Source organism: Furfurilactobacillus entadae (assembly GCF_045862745.1).
Classification (GTDB): Bacteria; Bacillota; Bacilli; order Lactobacillales; family Lactobacillaceae; genus Furfurilactobacillus; species Furfurilactobacillus entadae.
Genome location: NZ_BQXN01000027.1, coordinates 9,920 through 28,269, shown reverse-complemented (window position 1 = coordinate 28,269; position 18,350 = coordinate 9,920). Strand labels below are relative to the sequence as shown.

The 18,350-nt window shown below is 42.8% G+C and carries 19 protein-coding genes and 1 tRNA gene; all 20 read right to left on the bottom strand.

Going from position 1 to position 18,350, the window contains the following annotated elements; all coding sequences use genetic code 11:
• Positions 1–170: 170 nt before the first annotated feature.
• Positions 171–1,301, bottom strand: a complete 1,131-nt coding sequence (locus ACKTR5_RS10145; RefSeq protein WP_407881258.1) for a hypothetical protein — start codon at positions 1,299–1,301, stop codon at positions 171–173.
• Positions 1,301–2,926 carry a phage tail protein gene (locus ACKTR5_RS10140; RefSeq protein ID WP_407881256.1) on the bottom strand — a complete coding sequence of 542 codons (1,626 nt, stop codon included), beginning with the start codon at positions 2,924–2,926 and terminating at the stop codon, positions 1,301–1,303. The genes ACKTR5_RS10145 and ACKTR5_RS10140 overlap by 1 nt, the downstream gene beginning before the upstream one ends.
• Entirely contained in the window at positions 2,923–3,753 is an 831-nt protein-coding gene (locus ACKTR5_RS10135; protein WP_407881254.1) for a phage tail domain-containing protein, read from the bottom strand. Before ACKTR5_RS10135 ends, ACKTR5_RS10140 begins: the two co-directional genes overlap by 4 nt.
• A gap of 13 nt (positions 3,754–3,766) precedes the next feature.
• Positions 3,767–8,059, bottom strand: coding sequence for a tape measure protein (locus tag ACKTR5_RS10130; protein ID WP_407881252.1), 4,293 nt, complete (start codon positions 8,057–8,059; stop codon positions 3,767–3,769).
• Positions 8,060–8,218, bottom strand: a complete 159-nt coding sequence (locus ACKTR5_RS10125; RefSeq protein ID WP_407881250.1) for a hypothetical protein — start codon at positions 8,216–8,218, stop codon at positions 8,060–8,062.
• Positions 8,219–8,271: 53 nt separating this feature from the next.
• A complete protein-coding gene (locus ACKTR5_RS10120; RefSeq protein ID WP_407881249.1) occupies positions 8,272–8,736 on the bottom strand; it encodes a phage tail tube assembly chaperone in 465 nt (154 codons plus the stop codon).
• A gap of 84 nt (positions 8,737–8,820) precedes the next feature.
• Positions 8,821–9,510 (bottom strand): phage tail protein, encoded by a 690-nt coding sequence (locus tag ACKTR5_RS10115; protein ID WP_407881248.1) that lies wholly within the window; start codon positions 9,508–9,510, stop codon positions 8,821–8,823.
• A complete protein-coding gene (locus tag ACKTR5_RS10110) occupies positions 9,503–9,904 on the bottom strand; it encodes a DUF806 family protein (RefSeq protein ID WP_407881247.1) in 402 nt (133 codons plus the stop codon). The genes ACKTR5_RS10115 and ACKTR5_RS10110 overlap by 8 nt, the downstream gene beginning before the upstream one ends.
• Positions 9,904–10,302, bottom strand: coding sequence for an HK97-gp10 family putative phage morphogenesis protein (locus tag ACKTR5_RS10105; RefSeq protein ID WP_407881245.1), 399 nt, complete (start codon positions 10,300–10,302; stop codon positions 9,904–9,906). The genes ACKTR5_RS10110 and ACKTR5_RS10105 overlap by 1 nt, the downstream gene beginning before the upstream one ends.
• A 5-nt stretch (positions 10,303–10,307) precedes the next feature.
• Positions 10,308–10,649, bottom strand: a complete 342-nt coding sequence (locus ACKTR5_RS10100) for a phage head closure protein (RefSeq protein ID WP_407881244.1) — start codon at positions 10,647–10,649, stop codon at positions 10,308–10,310.
• Complete coding sequence (locus ACKTR5_RS10095; protein ID WP_407881242.1) at positions 10,612–10,953, bottom strand: head-tail connector protein; 342 nt, start codon at positions 10,951–10,953, stop codon at positions 10,612–10,614. The genes ACKTR5_RS10100 and ACKTR5_RS10095 overlap by 38 nt, the downstream gene beginning before the upstream one ends.
• Before the next feature lie 56 nt (positions 10,954–11,009).
• Positions 11,010–12,182: a phage major capsid protein gene (locus tag ACKTR5_RS10090; RefSeq protein WP_407881240.1), complete on the bottom strand. Its 1,173-nt coding sequence runs from the start codon at positions 12,180–12,182 to the stop codon at positions 11,010–11,012.
• Positions 12,183–12,185: 3 nt separating this feature from the next.
• Positions 12,186–12,875 (bottom strand): head maturation protease, ClpP-related, encoded by a 690-nt coding sequence (locus ACKTR5_RS10085; RefSeq protein WP_407881238.1) that lies wholly within the window; start codon positions 12,873–12,875, stop codon positions 12,186–12,188.
• The gene (locus ACKTR5_RS10080) at positions 12,865–14,016 is read right to left on the bottom strand and encodes a phage portal protein (protein WP_407881236.1); all 1,152 of its coding nucleotides are present in this window, start codon (positions 14,014–14,016) and stop codon (positions 12,865–12,867) included. Before ACKTR5_RS10080 ends, ACKTR5_RS10085 begins: the two co-directional genes overlap by 11 nt.
• Positions 14,017–14,021: 5 nt before the next feature.
• On the bottom strand, positions 14,022–14,207 hold the full coding sequence (locus ACKTR5_RS10075; RefSeq protein WP_407881235.1) for a hypothetical protein: 186 nt from the start codon (positions 14,205–14,207) through the stop codon (positions 14,022–14,024).
• A gap of 9 nt (positions 14,208–14,216) precedes the next feature.
• A complete protein-coding gene (locus tag ACKTR5_RS10070; RefSeq protein ID WP_407881262.1) occupies positions 14,217–16,094 on the bottom strand; it encodes a terminase TerL endonuclease subunit in 1,878 nt (625 codons plus the stop codon).
• Entirely contained in the window at positions 16,081–16,551 is a 471-nt protein-coding gene (locus ACKTR5_RS10065; protein ID WP_407881233.1) for a phage terminase small subunit P27 family, read from the bottom strand. Before ACKTR5_RS10065 ends, ACKTR5_RS10070 begins: the two co-directional genes overlap by 14 nt.
• Before the next feature lie 118 nt (positions 16,552–16,669).
• Positions 16,670–17,206 carry an HNH endonuclease gene (locus ACKTR5_RS10060; RefSeq protein ID WP_407881261.1) on the bottom strand — a complete coding sequence of 179 codons (537 nt, stop codon included), beginning with the start codon at positions 17,204–17,206 and terminating at the stop codon, positions 16,670–16,672.
• Positions 17,207–17,502: 296 nt separating this feature from the next.
• Positions 17,503–17,775, bottom strand: coding sequence for a hypothetical protein (locus tag ACKTR5_RS10055; protein WP_407881231.1), 273 nt, complete (start codon positions 17,773–17,775; stop codon positions 17,503–17,505).
• 351 nt (positions 17,776–18,126) lie between these two features.
• A tRNA-OTHER gene (locus ACKTR5_RS10050) sits at positions 18,127–18,214 on the bottom strand.
• Positions 18,215–18,350 lie beyond the last annotated feature (136 nt).

Here is an 18,350-nt window from a genome sequence, read left to right as displayed (position 1 = left end):
GGATCACGCCAGCCAAAATCATACTGCTTTAACTCAGTCCAGTTGACCCCATTATTCGAAGCGATTAAATGACTGATTGTCGGAGCAGGCCATTTGATTTCATCGAACGTCATTGCTAAATAGGAATACTGTTGCGTTTGCTCAAGTAATGTCGTAACTATACCTCCTCTCTAGTATTTAAGTGGTATCCGCGCATCTAACGCACGTGGAAAATTGCCACTAACACTAAACATGTATGTGGCACCTAACGTCACACCGCCCGTAACTAAACCAGACATCACCACGTTGCCAACCCCGGCGTTTACTTGGCTCACACCAATACCGACCACTTTATCAACCGGAAGCTTAGGCGTTCCAACAATGCCATTGATATTAACGGCGTCCCATTGAATATTGGCTGCTTGTTCGCTTGCGCTTAAGATCGTTGCGTTGACCTTTAAATAGCCACTATTAGCTGACAATCGAACCTCTTCCACAACAGGACTGCCAACCTGCCAATTGGCATTAAATGGCGTAACGTTTGAAGATAAATCCGTCACGATCGGGTACTGGTTGTCTTCCAAATCGGCTAACGCTGGCACAAAATCGTGTTGCTCAAACACAGCACTAACCACCATGCATTGTGGTGAATTACTGTACCCGCAACTAATCCGAATGTAGGCTGTGGAAGCAACTGCATATTTATAAAACTCGATAATTGAGCGGGGGCGATCACCGGTGCCTTTAGCCGTGATGGTCCAAATTGTAGAGCTTAAAAACTTTTTGTTGGCGTCAAAGTAAGCCACAGTCAGCTGGTCGTTAGGTTCAGCACCCCAGCCAACACAAACTAATTGCGCCGTTGAATCGTAGGCAATCAAATCAGATGTGATTGCCTTAGCGTTAACGACGGTAGGCAGGCCACTAGAATCTAATGACTTTCCGACTGTCTGCGTTTTGTTAATCCAGTAGTTGATTGGCAACCCGTACTTCTGGGTTAATGCAAGGTCTGACTGTTTGGCCAAACCGCTCACATCAGGTACTTTGACTGCACCGACTGCGGTAGCTACATCTGCTTTAATGGCTAAATCTGGCTTATCTGGAATACTGGCCCAAGTAGTCACTGGAAATACGATCTTACCAATTGCGTTATTGATGGCATTCTTAACATCATCAATGGTTACTGAATTGGAAGGAATAGAGGCCGTAACCTGCTTAATTAACGCATCTACTTCACCCTTCGTGTAAACTCTAGCTTTATGAGTTTTCGTGTCCCAAAGTAACGGAACCAAAATTTTAACGGCTTCTTGCACGCTCATTGACATTACGATCCACCTCCCATTTCTTGCAACGCCTGGATAGTATCTTGATCTGTGATCATCGCGTTAGTATAGAGAGCTTCGTTTGTACTGTCTTTAATTTTCACTAACCCATCCTTAATACTGGTAATCTGTCTTTGATTGGCTGACAGACTATCAAAAAAATTGCGACGTAAATTATTGAGAGTTATTTGTGCTGGTTTACGACTAAACGGAAATGATTGAATTGCAACGGTTTCAACAGTTGTTTGATAATCAGCTGCCAACACTTGCAACGTCCACTTGTCGCCGGGGTTAGGGACCTCACTACTTGCCAGCGTTAACGTAATCGTTGAACTCGGTTCACTTTGCATCTGACTAAGTGCGTAGGCCTTCATGGCATCAGGATTATCAATTGAATCAGAACTAACATCATCTCCATCACGTTCACCCCACCGTGTAACGCTGTCATCGTTTACAACAATAAAGGGATCGAATACGGGAACCTGTGTTGTTTCTGATTCTGTACTAGATTCAGTCACTCCCTTAGGTCGTCCAACTACTACTTGACCGTCAACAGAGGCATATTTATAAGTTCCAGTGTCATTCACCCCCACTGGATATGAGCACTGTAATACCTTTGTGTCGTCACCGTGAAACTTCTCTAACAAGATAAAAGTGTGCCCATTTGCACCGCCACCACTCGCTCCACCGGTAACAACTACATCGCCGCGTTGCGCATCATTCAAATCAACTTGATCAAGGTAGGTATGTGCACCAGTAACATCGCTATCCATGTAAGGCGTTGCCCAAGCATAATTTAAGACACTAAAACCCGCTGCCTTCATGCACGACCAAACAAATCCAGAACAATCGAACGAGTTTGGCCCCGTTCTAGCAGCCATTGAATAACTGGCGCCTTTCTGCTGTTCGCCCCAGTTAATCATGGCTTCAATCTTATCCTGCCCATTGCCCCCGGTCGTCGTTGTATTTGTTACATCGCGCGTAACTGATGATGAGGCCATCACAGTATTTACAATGGTTGTTGAATCGTACTGCATTTGAACTTCTTCTGTATTATTCCGATATCTAAAGACGTTATCAGTATCCTGCGTAAAATTCTTTTCGTCGTAAATATTAATAACGTAGTTGTCGGGGTAATATGCGTAGACGTGGAAGTTTTCCATAATGGTACTCAATCCGTCGCTTAGAGAACAGTTGCCAAAGTCAGTTAACGTTTGGTCACCAAAATCACCGTGAATTTGATAAGAAAAACCAGTGTTTATACCGTCCAACAGAAAATCTAGTGCAGAATTAATGGAATACGATTGAGCGCCATCCTTTTTATTCCGTTGCCGTCGGTAATTCAACTGATAAAAGACGTGTGTAGCAGTCACCGTCTTAATCCGTTGGCCGTCTTTAAAGTCATCCGTAACCTGTTTAGTGATGTATTCTTGGCTGTCATACCAAACAGAGCTCTCTACCTCTAATAAATCAAAAGCTATTGATGAATCATCATAAGCCGTAAAGTCGAGTTGAAGTTCACTGTTTTTTTGCCATGTTTTTTCAAAACTATCAAAATCAACGTTAGCCAAGATCTCTGTGTACAGGCGTTTAGAGTCCTGAATAACGATTTTATCTTTTGTGTTCATCGCAAATAAATAAACGGAAAACTAAACGTCACGTTTGGATTGTTCAAGCCTGTCATCGCAATCTGATTGTTTCCTTGTTCAAGTTGCAAGTGTCCAAAATCTGTTTCTGATCCAATTGAATTACCATTTAAATACGATCGAACACCATCAAGCACGAACGTGTCTGTACCCGTTAAAACGTGTTTACATTGAATACTGGTGTTATTAGTTGTGTTCGTTAGTGTAAATGCTCCACTGCCTTTAACTGTAATTCTAAGTTGATGACGATTTACGTAAGGATCAATGGCTACATCACTGGGATTGTAAACGTTAAAATTATTGCTCAAAAAGTTGAAAGGAACTTCTCGCAAAGGCAAGTGCATTCCCAGCCCTATAAGCTCATCTTGGCTAAAAATATCATCTGAATTTTTCAAACTAAACCGAAATCCATATGGATTATCAAACTGAATATCGAAAGCCGTATCATACATGCCATCTGCTTGTGATACGTCGAATGGTTTGGGAATAACATACGCACATTTAAAGGGCTCAACACCGTCGCGTATCCTAACTAGCTCCCGTGACATAAGCAGTCTGTAAACGTCGTCCATCGCTACATTAAAGTCCTCGGCCGATCCAGATTCAATATTAAGATGGGCCGTAATCAAAGACGGATTGTAGTTTACCGTTTGAATTTGTTCACCATCTGATCCTGCAATTGTTAAATACTGTGGTGTGATCTGTGGTGATCCAACATCAACTTTTAGCACGTCAATATTATCAACAGCAGTCGCCAGATCAATCTCTGGCTGCCCTCTTTTCTGAATAAACAAATGTCCTAATTCCATTTAATCAACCTTTCTAAGACCCTTGAAAATCTCGTAGTGCTTGGTAATTGCTCATGTGATTGGCAAGACTAGGCATATCGATTCCCAATGCGCGAACAATACTAATTAACGTATTTGTTAGTGTATTGTTTTGCTCTAATAGCGTATTGTTTTTCTGCATGAGCTTTACCACAGCAGTATCTTGATTTGCATCATCATTTCGTTCTTTCGACCCGTGATAATCGTTTTGCTGGTCTTCACTAGCGAACATTCCCAAGACTTCCATCAATAACTGATTTGCTCTGCTTCGCTTAGTTATATCCATCGGAATAATAGCCTCTTTTTTGTTTCCTTCAGCAACTTCAATCATTTGATTTTGTGAGATAAACCCACCATTAGCCATCATCCTATGCCCACTTGGGCCCCATCCACGTCGCGTTCCAATTGGCGCTAAATCTCCTCGCCAATTAGAATCATTTAGTACGGCCATGATTTGATCTAAAGCAGAATGAATATTTGCGTGGCCGTTAACGGCCCAAGTCTTCCAGGTTCCAAGCTTGTATTGAAATAATCCGTAGGGTAATCCAGAACCGTCATGATCATCAACTCCTCCACCAGTTGCAGGATCAACATTCGATTCATCCCATGCCTGCCAGTACAATCGGTCAATATCGTGTCCTGACAACGACTGGTGCATTAAGTCAGCGGCATGATTAGCAATGTCTGCAAATTTATCCTTAGGCAAAGCCCCCTTTGGTGAATCACCGTCACCACCTTCAGAGTTTAGCTTGTCGAACAATTTTTTGAACCAGCTCTCACCTTGCTTAATAATGTAATGACCGCCAGATGGAGCAAAGGCATCTGTAAAAGGTGCCATCTTCTTAAATCCGCTAATATAATGGTCAAATACCTCTGTGACCTTCTTAACTGGATTTTTAAAGAACTCGGTAACGGCTTTAGTCTTGTCGCCGATCCACTTCTCGACATCACCGACCTTATCACCAACCCAGTTGGCTGCCCCACCGACAGATGACTTAATGCTATCCCAAAGCCCTGTACCATCGGCAAAATGATGAACACCCTGTGCGTACATATAATCCCGAGTATCGCTGGCTTTAACAACAGCATCACCAGCTTCTAGCGGTGCCAATACATCTTGACCCTGGACAATTTGTTTACGGCCATCGGCTTTAACGATCATTTCTTTATTGCCGGTTTCAGGACTATCGTGTCCATCGTTCAACATGGCGATCATGTTGTGTGTAACTCGACCATTAGCTGTACCGTTAGCAAATTTAATTGGGGAAATTGCTTTGGCATCGCCCCCAAACAGATGAATAACATCATCAATCCCATTAATACCGGTGTTAATAATATCAACAACGCCTTTCATAGCGTCGTGTGCAATATTCTTAATACTTTTCCAGGCAGAGCTCCAAATGTCACCAATGGCGTCTCCAAAGCCTTTCCAATTTTTCTGAAAGGTGCTTGTAAACGTATCTAGCCATCCATGTAACGACTTTCCAAAAACATCACTGTTGTTATACATATCGTTCCAATGATCACTCAAAGATGACTTCACATTGTCCCAATGGCTGCCCCAACTCTTTTTAAAGTTGCTTGACCAGTTACCGAATGATTTGTTTGTATTGTCATACCATTTACCAGTGGTTGTGGTCATGTCATTCCATTTGGCACCAAGGTTTTTGTTCATGTTGTCCCAATGGCTCTGCCAATACTTGTACATACCCTTGGCCCAAGATTCTTGAGTTTTATTCCATGAACTCCATCCATCGGAAATGCTGTGGCCGATGTCTCCCAGACCCTTGCTTACGGGTTTAGAAATATTACTGCTCCACCAGCCTCCAACTGACTTACCAACCTTCTTAAAACCATCTTCAAACGGTTTGCTGATGTTCTTCGACCACCATTTACCGATCTCGCTAATGACGTTGCTAAAGATCTTAACAAGCGGCTTTAACAGAATCATTGCTAGGCCAACAGGAAACGCAATGGCGATAATCATAGCCTTGCCTAGTCCCTTAAATAGCTTACCAACTATATTAGTAAATGATTTCCAGCCTTTTTGAAAAGACTTACCAACGTTACTAAGCTGCTTACTTATTGCTTTTTCCCAGCCGAGATCCCCGGTAAAGAATTTACCGGCTAAAGACAGCCCGTCATGAACGTGTTTGCCCAGGTTAGACATACCTTTTTTGGTTGTATCGCCAACGGCACCGAACTTCTTGCCAATTGATTTTTCCCAACCATATTTACCGGTAAACAACTTGCCGATGGAACTAAATGCACCTTTGACAACTTTAACCACTCCACCAAAAACCTTAGACACAATTTTACCAATGCCATTAACAACGTCACGGAACTTTTTGTTGTGCTTATACAACTCGAACAAACCCAGAGACAACAGCCCAATTGCTGTTACAATTAGCCCAATCGGGTTAGCATTTAAGACAAAATTTAGGGCTGCTTGAGCGGCTGTCCAGATTTTTACGGCTGCTACTACACCCAAAATCATGCCGCCCAGTGCTTTAATGGCCCCGCTATGCTTAGAAATTGATCCCAAAGCCTCAGCGATGTTCTTTAGTGGATCGTGTGCACTCTTACTTTTGCCAGCCATCTTATCAAATGCACCAGCAATTCCACTAACAACACCGGCCACTACCTCCCAAGCGCCGTCGAACAACAATTTAGTAATTGTCGTCAAACTACCAATAACACCGCCGATGTCCTTTTGATGTGCAGAAATATACCCTAACGCTTTGCCGGCCGCGTCGGCCATTCCTGCTATACCCTTACCAAAATTAGTAAACATATTTTGCGTTTCTTTAGAGTTCATCACCTTGGTTAAAGATTCGATTCCACTTGATTTAACGTCAACAATTGGTTTAGCAGTAGCCGATTCAATGGATTGCCAGCTCCCTTTGAACTGGGCAATAGCACCGTCAGAAGTTTTTCCGAACTCCTGGAAAGTCTTGCCGGAAGTAGCACCAATTTTAACGATTGCATCTTGGAATTTTTGGCTACTGATTGATCCATCTGCAACAGCTTTGTCCAATTGGTCCTTGGTCATGCCCAAGGCTTCGGATAGTTTGCCCGGCAGAGCCGGAACTTGCTGAATCAATTTTTGATAGCTTTGGCTAGTTAACTTCCCACTCGCATTTATTTTGCGCATTGATGAAGCAACCGCATCTGCGCTATCTGCACCCTTACCAGACGCAACGGCTAATGCTGTAACACCACGGGTTAAGTTTTCAGTGAGGCCCTCCGATTGGGTCATCCCATAAAACTTCTTCTGCAGCGCAGTAATTTCGCCGCCAGCAAAACCCGTGGCCTTTTTAAGTTCACCAACCTCCATTGTCAGATATTTAATATCACCGGCGCTTAGACCCATTTGTTTCCAAGCTACCTGGTTTTTCTCGCCAGCTTCTGCAAATTGAAGCCCTTCACTAACCATGTTTTTAAGCCCAGATGTAACTGTGCTTAAGCCATTGGTTAGCGCAGTACCCACAAAGGACCCTTTGATAATATCGCCAAGCCGACTAGAAGATTTTTCGGCTTTTTGTGATTCACCCCGGAAATTAGCCAGACTAACCCGAGCTTTGCCGAACCATGTTGTAGGTTCATGAGAAATAGTTTCTTCAAGAGATTTAGCGGAGCTTTTCGCTTCAGCGTACGCTTTAGCAGTCTCATCAATCCGAATTTTCTGCCGACTGTATGCCTCGCTTGAAGTGCCTGATTCATGAGCAATTTTTTCTAATTCAATTTCTTGAAGCTTCTGCTGCTCAGTCAGATTCTTCATCGCAGAGTTAAGACCGTTCAGCTTTTCTTTTTCAGCATCCGACGCACGGCCTTCTGCTATCAATCGATTGACGTGTGCTTCTGACGCCTCGGACGCCATTTTATAGCCACGTTGCAAATCTGATAATCCGCTGGTGTAATACTCCAGAGATTGTTTAGAACGGTTTTGCTGTGCTTCATATGAAGCTAACTGCCGTGTAGCACCGTCGATCTGATTTTGAAGTTTAAGGTACGTTTCAGCATCTTGTCTGTTAGCAGTGTCTAAGCCTTCTTGACGAGTACGCAGCTCATCAATCTTTTTCTTTTGAAGATCAATTACATTGCCCAGGCCATCAAATTTAGCTTGAGCCGCGCCCATACTGTCGCCAACAGATTTTAAAGCGACTTCATCAGCCTTCCATGCATTTATACCGGAACGAACAGCATTAGTTAGCCCGCTCATACTGCTAGTAGCACTGACAGTGTCTATAGCGATCTTTGTCGCCATTTCATTTTGAACTTTTACCAACTACGCACCTCCGTTCATTTGTTTAAACGCATCGGCTGGATCAACTGGGCGTTCATCACGCTCTTTGGCCGCCAAGACTTCCATAAATTTGAAATAATCTTCATCATCGATAGCGTTCGGCGTAACGCCTGATTCAAAAAGTAACCGTTTCTTTAACAAGCCCATATCCTCGTGCTCGTTTTTTAGTTCTTTGATGGCTTGATGTAAACGGGCTAACCTTTTTTTGGGTCTTCAGACTTAGCCTTTTCAGCTTCAACCTTCTTGTCAAGTTCGAAATCAGCATCAGAACGGCCCTTAATACGACCAATGACGTACATCAAATACTCACCTAAGCCATCAAATTCAATTGATTCTTTGGCATGATCGACCTGTTTATCTGTCAGTTTCAGAGTAGTTTGAAGAAAATCGAAGGATTCCTTGGTAAAATCGCGTTCTTTCTGAATTGATTTAACCATGTTTAACCGATCTTTTTTATCTAAGGATTTTTGCTCCTCTGGTGTTAGTTCTTTCTTGTCTTTCTCTTTTTTCGCTTCCTCAACTTCTTCACGGGCATCGTCTTCATCCATTTGTAAAAGTTTAATCATCATTTCGTCTGCCATATCGACTACAGAAATGGTTGGTTTTACTTCGATAAGCTTATTAATGCCGATCTCTTTTGCTTTTAATTTAATTGTCATACGGTCCAAATCTCCTTATTTACTAAAAGCGCCTAATAGCGTCCTACTTTCGTCTCATATCAAGTCGTCTCTGTCTATTTTCTACTAGTGAACCGTGGTTGTATCTGTGTTTGATGCACCACTATCAGTCTTTGTTCCAGCTTTTAATACGTAGCCACCAAAGACCTCTGCGTACATTGCTGCTTTGTCGAACCCTTCTTCAGCAGATGACCAAGTCTTGAATGGTTGTTGATTACCTTTGCTGTCAAGAAATACATCATCTTTTAATGGTGTTAACGCTGCATAGCTTAACGTAGTATTTGCATCCGTTTCATTTGCGTTATCAGTACCGTGGTTATGGCCCGCTTCAATCAATTCACCGTTGGCGAAGCCTTCGTAGTAGTCATTACCGTCAAAACCAGTAGAACAAATTAGCATCGCGACGTGCGGCTTGTTGCCACCCCGGAGTGTGTAACCACCCTTTCCGTCACTGTCATAGCCTTTAAGTGTCTGCAACAATTTGTGACCCATATCAAGCATTGTGATTGCTACTTCTGGCGCCGACTTACCGTGTGATTCACGTTTAGCCTTGTTGTTAGCCCATTGGATCGTGCCTTTTGCTTCAAGGCCAGTGATGTTGGCAGTTGTTGCACCTTGACCATCGCCATCGACCAATTCAATACCATCTGTACCAACGCCGCCTTTTGATGGATCTGTTACTAGCATCCCCAAATCATCATTCACCCCAAAGGTGATCCCTTTAATACCATGAAAACTTGTACTTCCGTTAGCCATGTAAATCTTCCTCCGTTAAATTCAAATTTTTTGTAAAATAAAAGACCTTCGACATCTGTCTGGTGTCTGGGTCTTTGATGTGGTCTCTTGATTGTGAGACTGACCAACCATTTTTCTCAAATAGTTTAGCCAATCCAATTTCTGCCCCCATCATGTTAAATTCATGATCTAAGTGGTCTTTGTAAAAAACTTGAACCTCAACGCCAATGGACCAGCCCTTGAATCGGCTGTTACCATATCGTGCAGGTTCGTTTAAATACTCTGTTACCAATACGTCTGTAGTATCGGTGTTCCCGATTACGTCATCGGGAATTGAAGTGCGATAAACATTATCAATCCAGTCTAAACTTGCTGATTTAATCAGATTTTCGCCAGTAATTGCGGGCAATTCCATTACTTGTCACCGCCAATTTCGTCATCATAGACCTGTTTTTGAGCCTCGAAAATTGCTTGTTCAGACTCTCTTCGGGCATTGTCAACAAAGTGATCGCCATGAATCGACTTAGTCCCATCGTTCAGAAATCTAGCAATATAAGCTTTTCTGCCAAAACCAACCACACTAGAACCATTTTTCTCGCCATCCATATCTGTGTTTTGGCTCATCACGGCATCAGCTAAATGTGGTTCTTTGACGTCCTTATGATTGGTATAATGTTTGCCTTTTGTAGCATTCCGCAGATCACTTTCAAAAACCTTCGCTCCGGCCCCGGTCATTTTTGACTTTGTGGCTGTATCAGGAATCAACTTTTCGGCTTGGCTAATAAAGCCTTCCAAATCATCTGACAAACTCAATTTAGTTACCCGACTTTCTTTCGCAATTTAAGAGTGACCAGGTCGTAACCAACCGGCATCCCTGAAGCATCTTTCGACACATCTGGCAAATCGTAATCATTGCCATCAAAGCTTGCTTTTAACGATTTATTAATTCGCTGGTCACTTCTTACTGCCAATACAATTGTGTCTTCAAGCTCAGTCCCCATTAACTGGTAGTCTTGAGCAAACGTGCGATTGTACAAGGCACAATGCACCTTAAAATCAGGAACAACAACAATGTCATAATCGCCGCTTCCATCATTTTCGACACGCTCAGTATGACCGAAACTAACTGTTTTGTTTAATCGGCTGACCGCTATTTTCACGTTCTTGCCTCCGAATCTTCCAGCGTATCCCATTAATCATATAAAGGTAGCTTGGCGGATACGCTAAGCCAGTCGTAGTTAACTCACCACGGCCAAAGTAGGTAAAGTCTACAAGCACACGGACGGCTTGATTGAATCGTTCAAATTTTCGATATTTTTTAACGTCAATCATGTCATCTATTGCGCCCATAACATCTTCCTCAGCCATATTGATTAACTGCAGCAGTATTTCGTCATCTCCGTCAACGTTTAAATACTGCTGCATATTAGCAACTGTCACGCCAATTGCTTCTTCATCAGCCATGGCTGCTACCTCCTAATTATTTACTAGCTTTTGCATCATCTTCGCTAGAACCGGCACTATTTGCTCGCTGGCGCAGTGACAGTTACAAAGTAACCTGCATTCTTATCAGCAGCCTCTACACCAAACCGGAAGGCTGCACCAAGATACCGGCCATAAACCTTGCTTTCTTCCCAAGCTAGGGTCACTTGTTGCCGGTCTGTGAACAATACGGCCCGCTTCAAGTCACCGATAAACGCCTTTTGATCACCAGCAGCACTACCCAACAATGTGTCACCTACAACGAACACAGGTACACCAAGTAAAGTACCTTTTGAAGTCCCTGCGGTGATTGAATCATTGCCATCATGTAATAAGTAACGGCCGTTCTTATCCTTCAAGGTGTCTAAAGTATTGAACATAGATTGAGTGACAACTAATGACTTGGCATACGCTGGATCCAAGTCAACATTGATAATGTGCTTTAAATCATCGACTAATGTGTCAGCGGTCGTGCTTTTTGCGATAAAGGCTTGTAGAACTGGCGCAATCATGGCGTTATACGTGTTGATTGACTTTTCATTAATGGATTGACCGACTAATGCCGTTAAATCAACTTGTGTGTCTGCAATGGCTTCCTCGGATAATGGAATTGCTCCACGATAAGTTGCAACGGACCAATCGATTTCATCAAACTCTGGTTCAGCAAGAGTAGGATTTTCTTTTAATTCTTCAACTGACAAGAAACGGTCAGTAGCACGCTTCAAAATTGGATATGTCCCCTTCGGCGTGGTTACAGGGGTCTTTGATACCAATGACGACAGATCAACGACTGAATTTACTTCGGCCGTTGGATCATAGATGATCTGTGTCGGAATGAGCACGCCAACTTCTTTTGATGAAACCCGTTGCGCGGAAACGTCATCAGATACCTTAGTGCCGTGTGAATGAATAAAATCGTTAATACCAGTCTTTTGGCGTTCAATCGTCGTCATATGCCCAGAACCTGGAATTTTTGTGCCTGGATGTTCATCAACCGTTTCTGGATTAACCGGCTTAGGCGCTGGCAACGAATTAATTTGATCTTCGATTGCGTCACGGCGCGCTTTAGTGGCCGTTAGTTCATCATTCATTTTTGTAAACTTTGCTTCATCAAAATCGTCTGATTGAATTGCTACTTGCATTTGTGCGTTGAGATCTGAAGCCTTAGCGCTTACCTTGTTGAATAGTGCCTGTAATTGATCTTTATTCATTTGTTACATTCCTCCGTTAAAAATAGCCAGCTTAGCTTGCACGAGTTTTTCGTGTGCACTAGGTTGGCGATTCTGTGTTTGTTTTAGTTTTGTATTTTCGGCGACTAACGCCTTAATCTTTTGTACTGACTGATAACTAGCATTAAGTGACCCTACTGAATTAGTAACTGGTGCAAAATCCTGGATTTCGTCCGCCAACCCTAACTCAATGGCTTCATTGGCATCTATCCATTTTTCTTGATCCATTAAATCTAACCAGTCCTGCGCTGGTTTTCCAGTTTTGGCTGCATACATGTTGGCGATTGCCTTATTGGTGACCTGTAACATATTAGAAGCATGTTCCATGTCGTGATAATTGCCATCAGCACCACCAGAAGCGTTATGAATCATCATTTTTGCTCCTGGAGCCATCTGAACTTTATCCGCACCCATAGCCACAATTGTGCCCGCTGAATAAGCATTAGCCACAATTTGGACGGTTACATTTCCTGAATACTGACGTAACGCAGTGCACATTGCTGTTGCCGGGTCCACTTCACCACCATTTGAAGCAATTTCAACAACTACATCTGAACCATCTTCCGGTAATTCGTTGATTACATCTGCGGGTGACACAACCGTCTGTCCAAACCAATCACGATAGATAGGTGCATCATCATCATTTGTAATCGTGCCGTTTACTTTAATTGCCATTCTTTGTCCCTCCTTCCCAATTTGCGTCGTACTCTGGCAAACCATTAGGCAAAAAGCCAGAGCGTTGCAACATCCACTGTGCCTGATTAGGGCTTAACGCCTTTGACGTGACTAAATCATTAATCTGACCAATCATTGTCGAATCATCTACGTCTAACATGTCCTTAATGTCTAGATCAAGGTCTGGGGCGTGCAATTTCAGTTTCAACTCATCCAGGATTGGATGAACGTACGTATTTAAATTAGATAAGTACAGTGCCTTTATTTGGTCACTGTTGCTGTGCTGGCTTTCGGTTGAGGTTCCACCGCCCAACATATCACTGGGAACACCAAACGCTTTTGAAATTTGATCAGCCGAGAAACTGGCGTTTTCATTCAATGCCTTAAAGACGTCAGCCTTCATCTGGAACTCGGAATAATCAAATCCATCAGGCAAAACCATTAGTCGGCCTGCATTATCTCCTGCGTTGGCTTCTTCGAAAGCGTTACGAGCATCAGACGGATCTAAGTCGTCATTGAGCATGCCGGTAATTTTTAATTTACCAGCTGCATTAATTTGATTGTTTAATGATTTTAAATTAGAATCCATCGTCTTCTTGGCAACCGTCAAAGCATCACCTAAACTGTCTAATGGGGATCGCCCAATCAAAAAGCGATAATCTGGGTCTGGCATCAGTCGAAAATGAAGCATTTGATCGTCTCTTAGTGTTAGCTTTGGGCGTTCATTATTCTCCATTACTGAATAAACTATGCCTGTATTACCTGGCAAATAGTCCAGTTGCACATCAGCAGGCGGTAAATGCTCTAAATTACCGCCAATTAGCGGCACATATGCATTACCAGATAGGCAAAGCTGAATCAAAATGCTTTGCCAAAAAGAAAATCGACTAATTAGCCTGCTTGGGCTCTCTAGTCGATTAAGTGCAGCATGATTTTCAGTTTTAAAATGAGCAGAGGCGACATCACTCGCGATTCGGTTAATAACAGCAAACACATTGGTGTTTTTTAAAGCATTATCCGCATTTACGTACGCAATCGGTGTTCCGCCCACGCTTGACCAGTAGAAATCACCTCCCGAGCTGGGATAAACCATATCCCTGACCTTTTTTCGATGATAATTATTTGGTGTCACAAGCCCCACTCAACTCATCCCCTTTCTTGCACCAGGGCTTTGGCCACTAACACCATCGCTAATCCTGTGGCAAACAGTCCGACAATGAGGTTAAAAAAATAGGCCGCAATGACAATCATTGTGAGCCCACCAATAAATAGCACTGTTTCTAACCAGTTAGCCCAAAAACTCGCTAACATTTCAAAAAATGTTTTTACCATGCTTTCCTCCTAGCCTCCAAACATTGATTTAAAATACTGCTTCCGTTCCGCTTTGTTTAAGTCATTTAACGGATTGTAATTTTCATCGTGATAATCTTCAAAGAAGAACTTAGCCTGTGAATGGGCGTTGATTAAGGCGTCTGACGTATCGATGTGATCACTTGTGCGATTCTGACGATCAATCTTGATGGCGCCACCTTTATCTTCTTTGATGATGGCATTATTCAATCCGTCAATTAGTAGCGGGTCATTTAGAACTTTTATATCGCCATTGATAAATCTAACCTGAAAATCCTTTGTCGGTTCAGATAGATTAAAAGAAGTTGGTGCGAGTGAGAAATAAGGCCACTTTGGCTCATAATATTGCACCTTCTTTAGGAACCACGAAGCCAAGTTAGGGTCTGCAACTACTGCTTTAACGTTCAATTCATTAGTTCGAACAAAATTAACCAACCAGTCCCAAACCTGTTGTTCGTCAATGGTGCCACTGGGCTGCCTGGTCACTTCGCAAAAGCCCTGATCTTGAAGCTGTACGTAATCTAGCCCATCTTGCTTGCTCTTAGCTTCAATTGACTTAGCTCTAGCAAATGGAATGAAACTGTACTGCTTAGCAAAGAACTTATCACCTTGCTTAGACCGATACGGAAATATGAACCCAAATGATGTATTGTCATTGACCTGACTAGCGTCAAAACCGATAAACACATCTCTTCGATTAATATCAAAGTCTTTTACAATTCCGCTGCGTATCGTGCTCAAGCCAAGATAACTATTTTGAAATTGGCGACTCCAAATATTCATTGATTTATTGGCAAACGAAGCTAACGATCCTTCACGTTCCTGGTTGTCGCGCAAGTCTATCAATGCCTGCCTTAATTGCTTTTGTTGACCAGATAGTCCCAATAATGGATTCGATTTTTCCCAAGTGGTTGGTTCAAAAACCTCATTCTCATCATCTTGTGCGTAGATGACCATAAATATTTTGTCACCATCCCGTGAAGAATCATCTTCGATTAGTTTTCTGGTGCTCTCTTGATCAGACTTAAACTTAACTTTTACATTGGGATAAGCCGTCGATATTTCAAGGAATAAGCGATTAGCAAGTTTTGACTGACCAGACGTAATTTGGTTGATTGATTCATTGTATTTAGGATCCATGTTGCCAATTTCATCGTAGACAGCAATCAGGTTGTGTTTACTATCGAACCCGCCGGCCTGCGACGATCCTACACGAATGATGTTTTTGTTGTTTCTGCCAATGACCTGATAGGATTGCGCAGACACATCTCTTTCCCTTGCTTCTTTAGAAAAGTCTTGCATGTTGATAATCGTTTTCGCTTGCAGGGATACATAGTCAAATAACTTCTTCGCATGATCGCTATCATAACTAGCAATAAGAAAGTCCTGTGAAGTAGCGTTCCACCCAATCATAAAATAATAAAAGTTAACCAGGATAGAGGCTAACCACGTCTTGCCTTGACCACGCGCCACAGAAACAATACCGGTGTGATAGCGACTACCGGTTTCTATACCTCGCCAACCGACCAACGAATCCAATATGAATGATTGCCAGCCCATCGGAACAATCAATTTACTGGTATCAGTAGGATCAGGAATACTTCTTGCAAACCACTCGATAGCGTCAACCCATTTCTGGTCGTAGATGTACGGGAAGTCTTCTTGTCCTTGTCTCAGCAAGTCTTGGAAATGGCGCACACAAGCAAGCTGAACATCACGGCCAGTCACATATTTATCTGAAAACAACACCTCATAAGCATATTTAGTCCCCGGGTCTGTATGCTCTGTTAGCAACGCACTGTAGTTATCTTTTTCAGATTGCACTGCATCCTTAACATCTTCAACTTCTACAAAGTTATACTTGTGCACCAACATCAATTGCCCTCTTTGCTTCTTGTAGTCTGGTTATTTTATTTTCTGACGCCCTAACAACCGTTACCTGTTCTTCTCTGGAATCAAAGTTCAATCCAAGATCAGCGCCAAGTGCTTTTAGCGTTCTTGCACAGTCGCTAATAACCATGATTTGCGGACCCTTCTTAATCGGAATACCGCTCTCATTTACAACATACCCGTTGTTGTTTTCAACAAGACTATCAACCGCTGTTCGATAAATTGAATACGTTTGACAGTACAATTCAAGGTTTACTTTATCGACTTGTTTCAGCAAACCGAGCTTTGACAATTCAGGAACGATTTCTCGCCATAACTGTTTTGAAACACGGTCTAAATAAGCCGGTGGTGTTAGCTGTAAGTCTTTAATTTCGTCTTGAGCGTCCTTAAAGGCCTCTCCCTTCCTTCGCTGGTCAGCTCTAGTGTTATCAGTCACAGACAGGTTTTTCTTTCGCCCAGCATGTCGTGTATTAGCCGTATGAGCACCCCCATTTCAAAAGTTTTTAATTACTGCATTTTCAGAGAGCGAGACGCACATGTGTGAGCTCTCTCATTTAGTTAAGGGGGCGGGCCCCTTTTTCATCCGAGCGTCCGGATTTCGAATGAGATTCTTTTTGCAAAATCCATTTTTGACATTTATCTTTGTCCCATTTTTTTGACGCATCTAGATTCTCAAATGTCGCCTTAGGTTTGTAGATTTCTTTCTCTAATTCACCTTTCCAATAGTGACACCTCTTACAGATGACCCACAGGTTATCAGTGTCTAGTTGCTTGCGCTTGTCCACTCGTCTTGGCGTAATGTGATCAACCACTAGGTACCCTGACTTGTCATAGGTATGACCACAACATTCACAGGTGAAGTATGCTTCTCGCTTTAGTCGAACGCTTAGGTGTGACCAGTGTTTGTCATGATAGAAAGCATTAGCTTCCTTATCTCGACGATACTTGTTGTACTGACTATACCTACGCTTACCTTGTGCACTCTTGTGTACTGGTTGCTTACGGTAGTACTGTGCATGTTCACTACAGTATGGGTTCTCTTGATCCGCACTCACTGACCTATGACATCCAGCAGCCTTGCATACTCTCATTACCGGCATGTGCTGATCACCGATCTAGGTTGATAGAACTTCCTGAACTGTTGGTATCCTTCCACAGCTCTCACATACTGTGGTGACACCTGTGTGTATGGATCACCCTCACGGTAGTACATAGCCTCACCACTTCCGTACAATGCTTCAATTTTACTTAGGTAATTCACGCCTGATTGTGTGTGATAACAACGTCGTCTATGCTTCATATCGCCACCTCCTGTTAATTTAGGTTGTTACACAAAATGTAATAGCCACTCGCGCTCTGCTTTGTTCAACTTAGTTATGTCGTTTAGTCATGAGAGTTTCGCCCCATTCTTTTCTGCAATCTCCTTAAGTTTGATCTCAACTGCCTCATACCAATTACGCTTGAGCTTATGGTTATTGCCAAGAATCAGTTGCACTGTTTGTTTTGTAGTCCCAATCTCTTTAGCGAACTGTTTTAGCGAACAGTGTAGCTGGTCTAGTAATGCATTGGTCTCTTTACTAATATTGTCTTTAACCATTGCAGTTACTTCTTCGGGTGTCATTTTATCTTTCTGTTCGTCCTTGCCTGTCGTCTTAACCATCTGTACTCCTCTGCGTTTCTGCCGCATCAAAAAAACGGCCAGTCGTTATGACTAACCGCCTATTATGTAATGCCACACAAGGTGGCCGTTTAATAATGTTAACTGCGCATTGGATGTTCCTGCATCCTTATTGGTTAAGTTTAAAGCGCACGATGTCACCGGTAGGGATTTGCACCTCACATTAGTTAAGAGTAACTATCGTATCTATATAACCGAGCATCATACAGACCTAGCGTCTACCTATTCCGCCACGGTGACAACAACTGTTTTCCAGATCGCCGTTGTTTGCGATCGACCGCTTAGCAGCCACTTTACTGGAACTTGTACAAGTCTCGGCACTAAATGTGCCTATGCAACCGGCAGGATTCGAACCTGCGACCTCTCGGTAATCATGAGTTACCTACTGTTTAAATGCTCTACCGACTGAGCTACGGGTTGCATGCACAGGGCACCAGCTCCCTTCCGCTACTATAACGACAAGCGATAATCGGTAGTAATCACCCATACTACACGGGTTGTAGTCACCCATACTGCATGGGTCGTGCACCTGCCATGGATTCAGTTCACATGTGCAG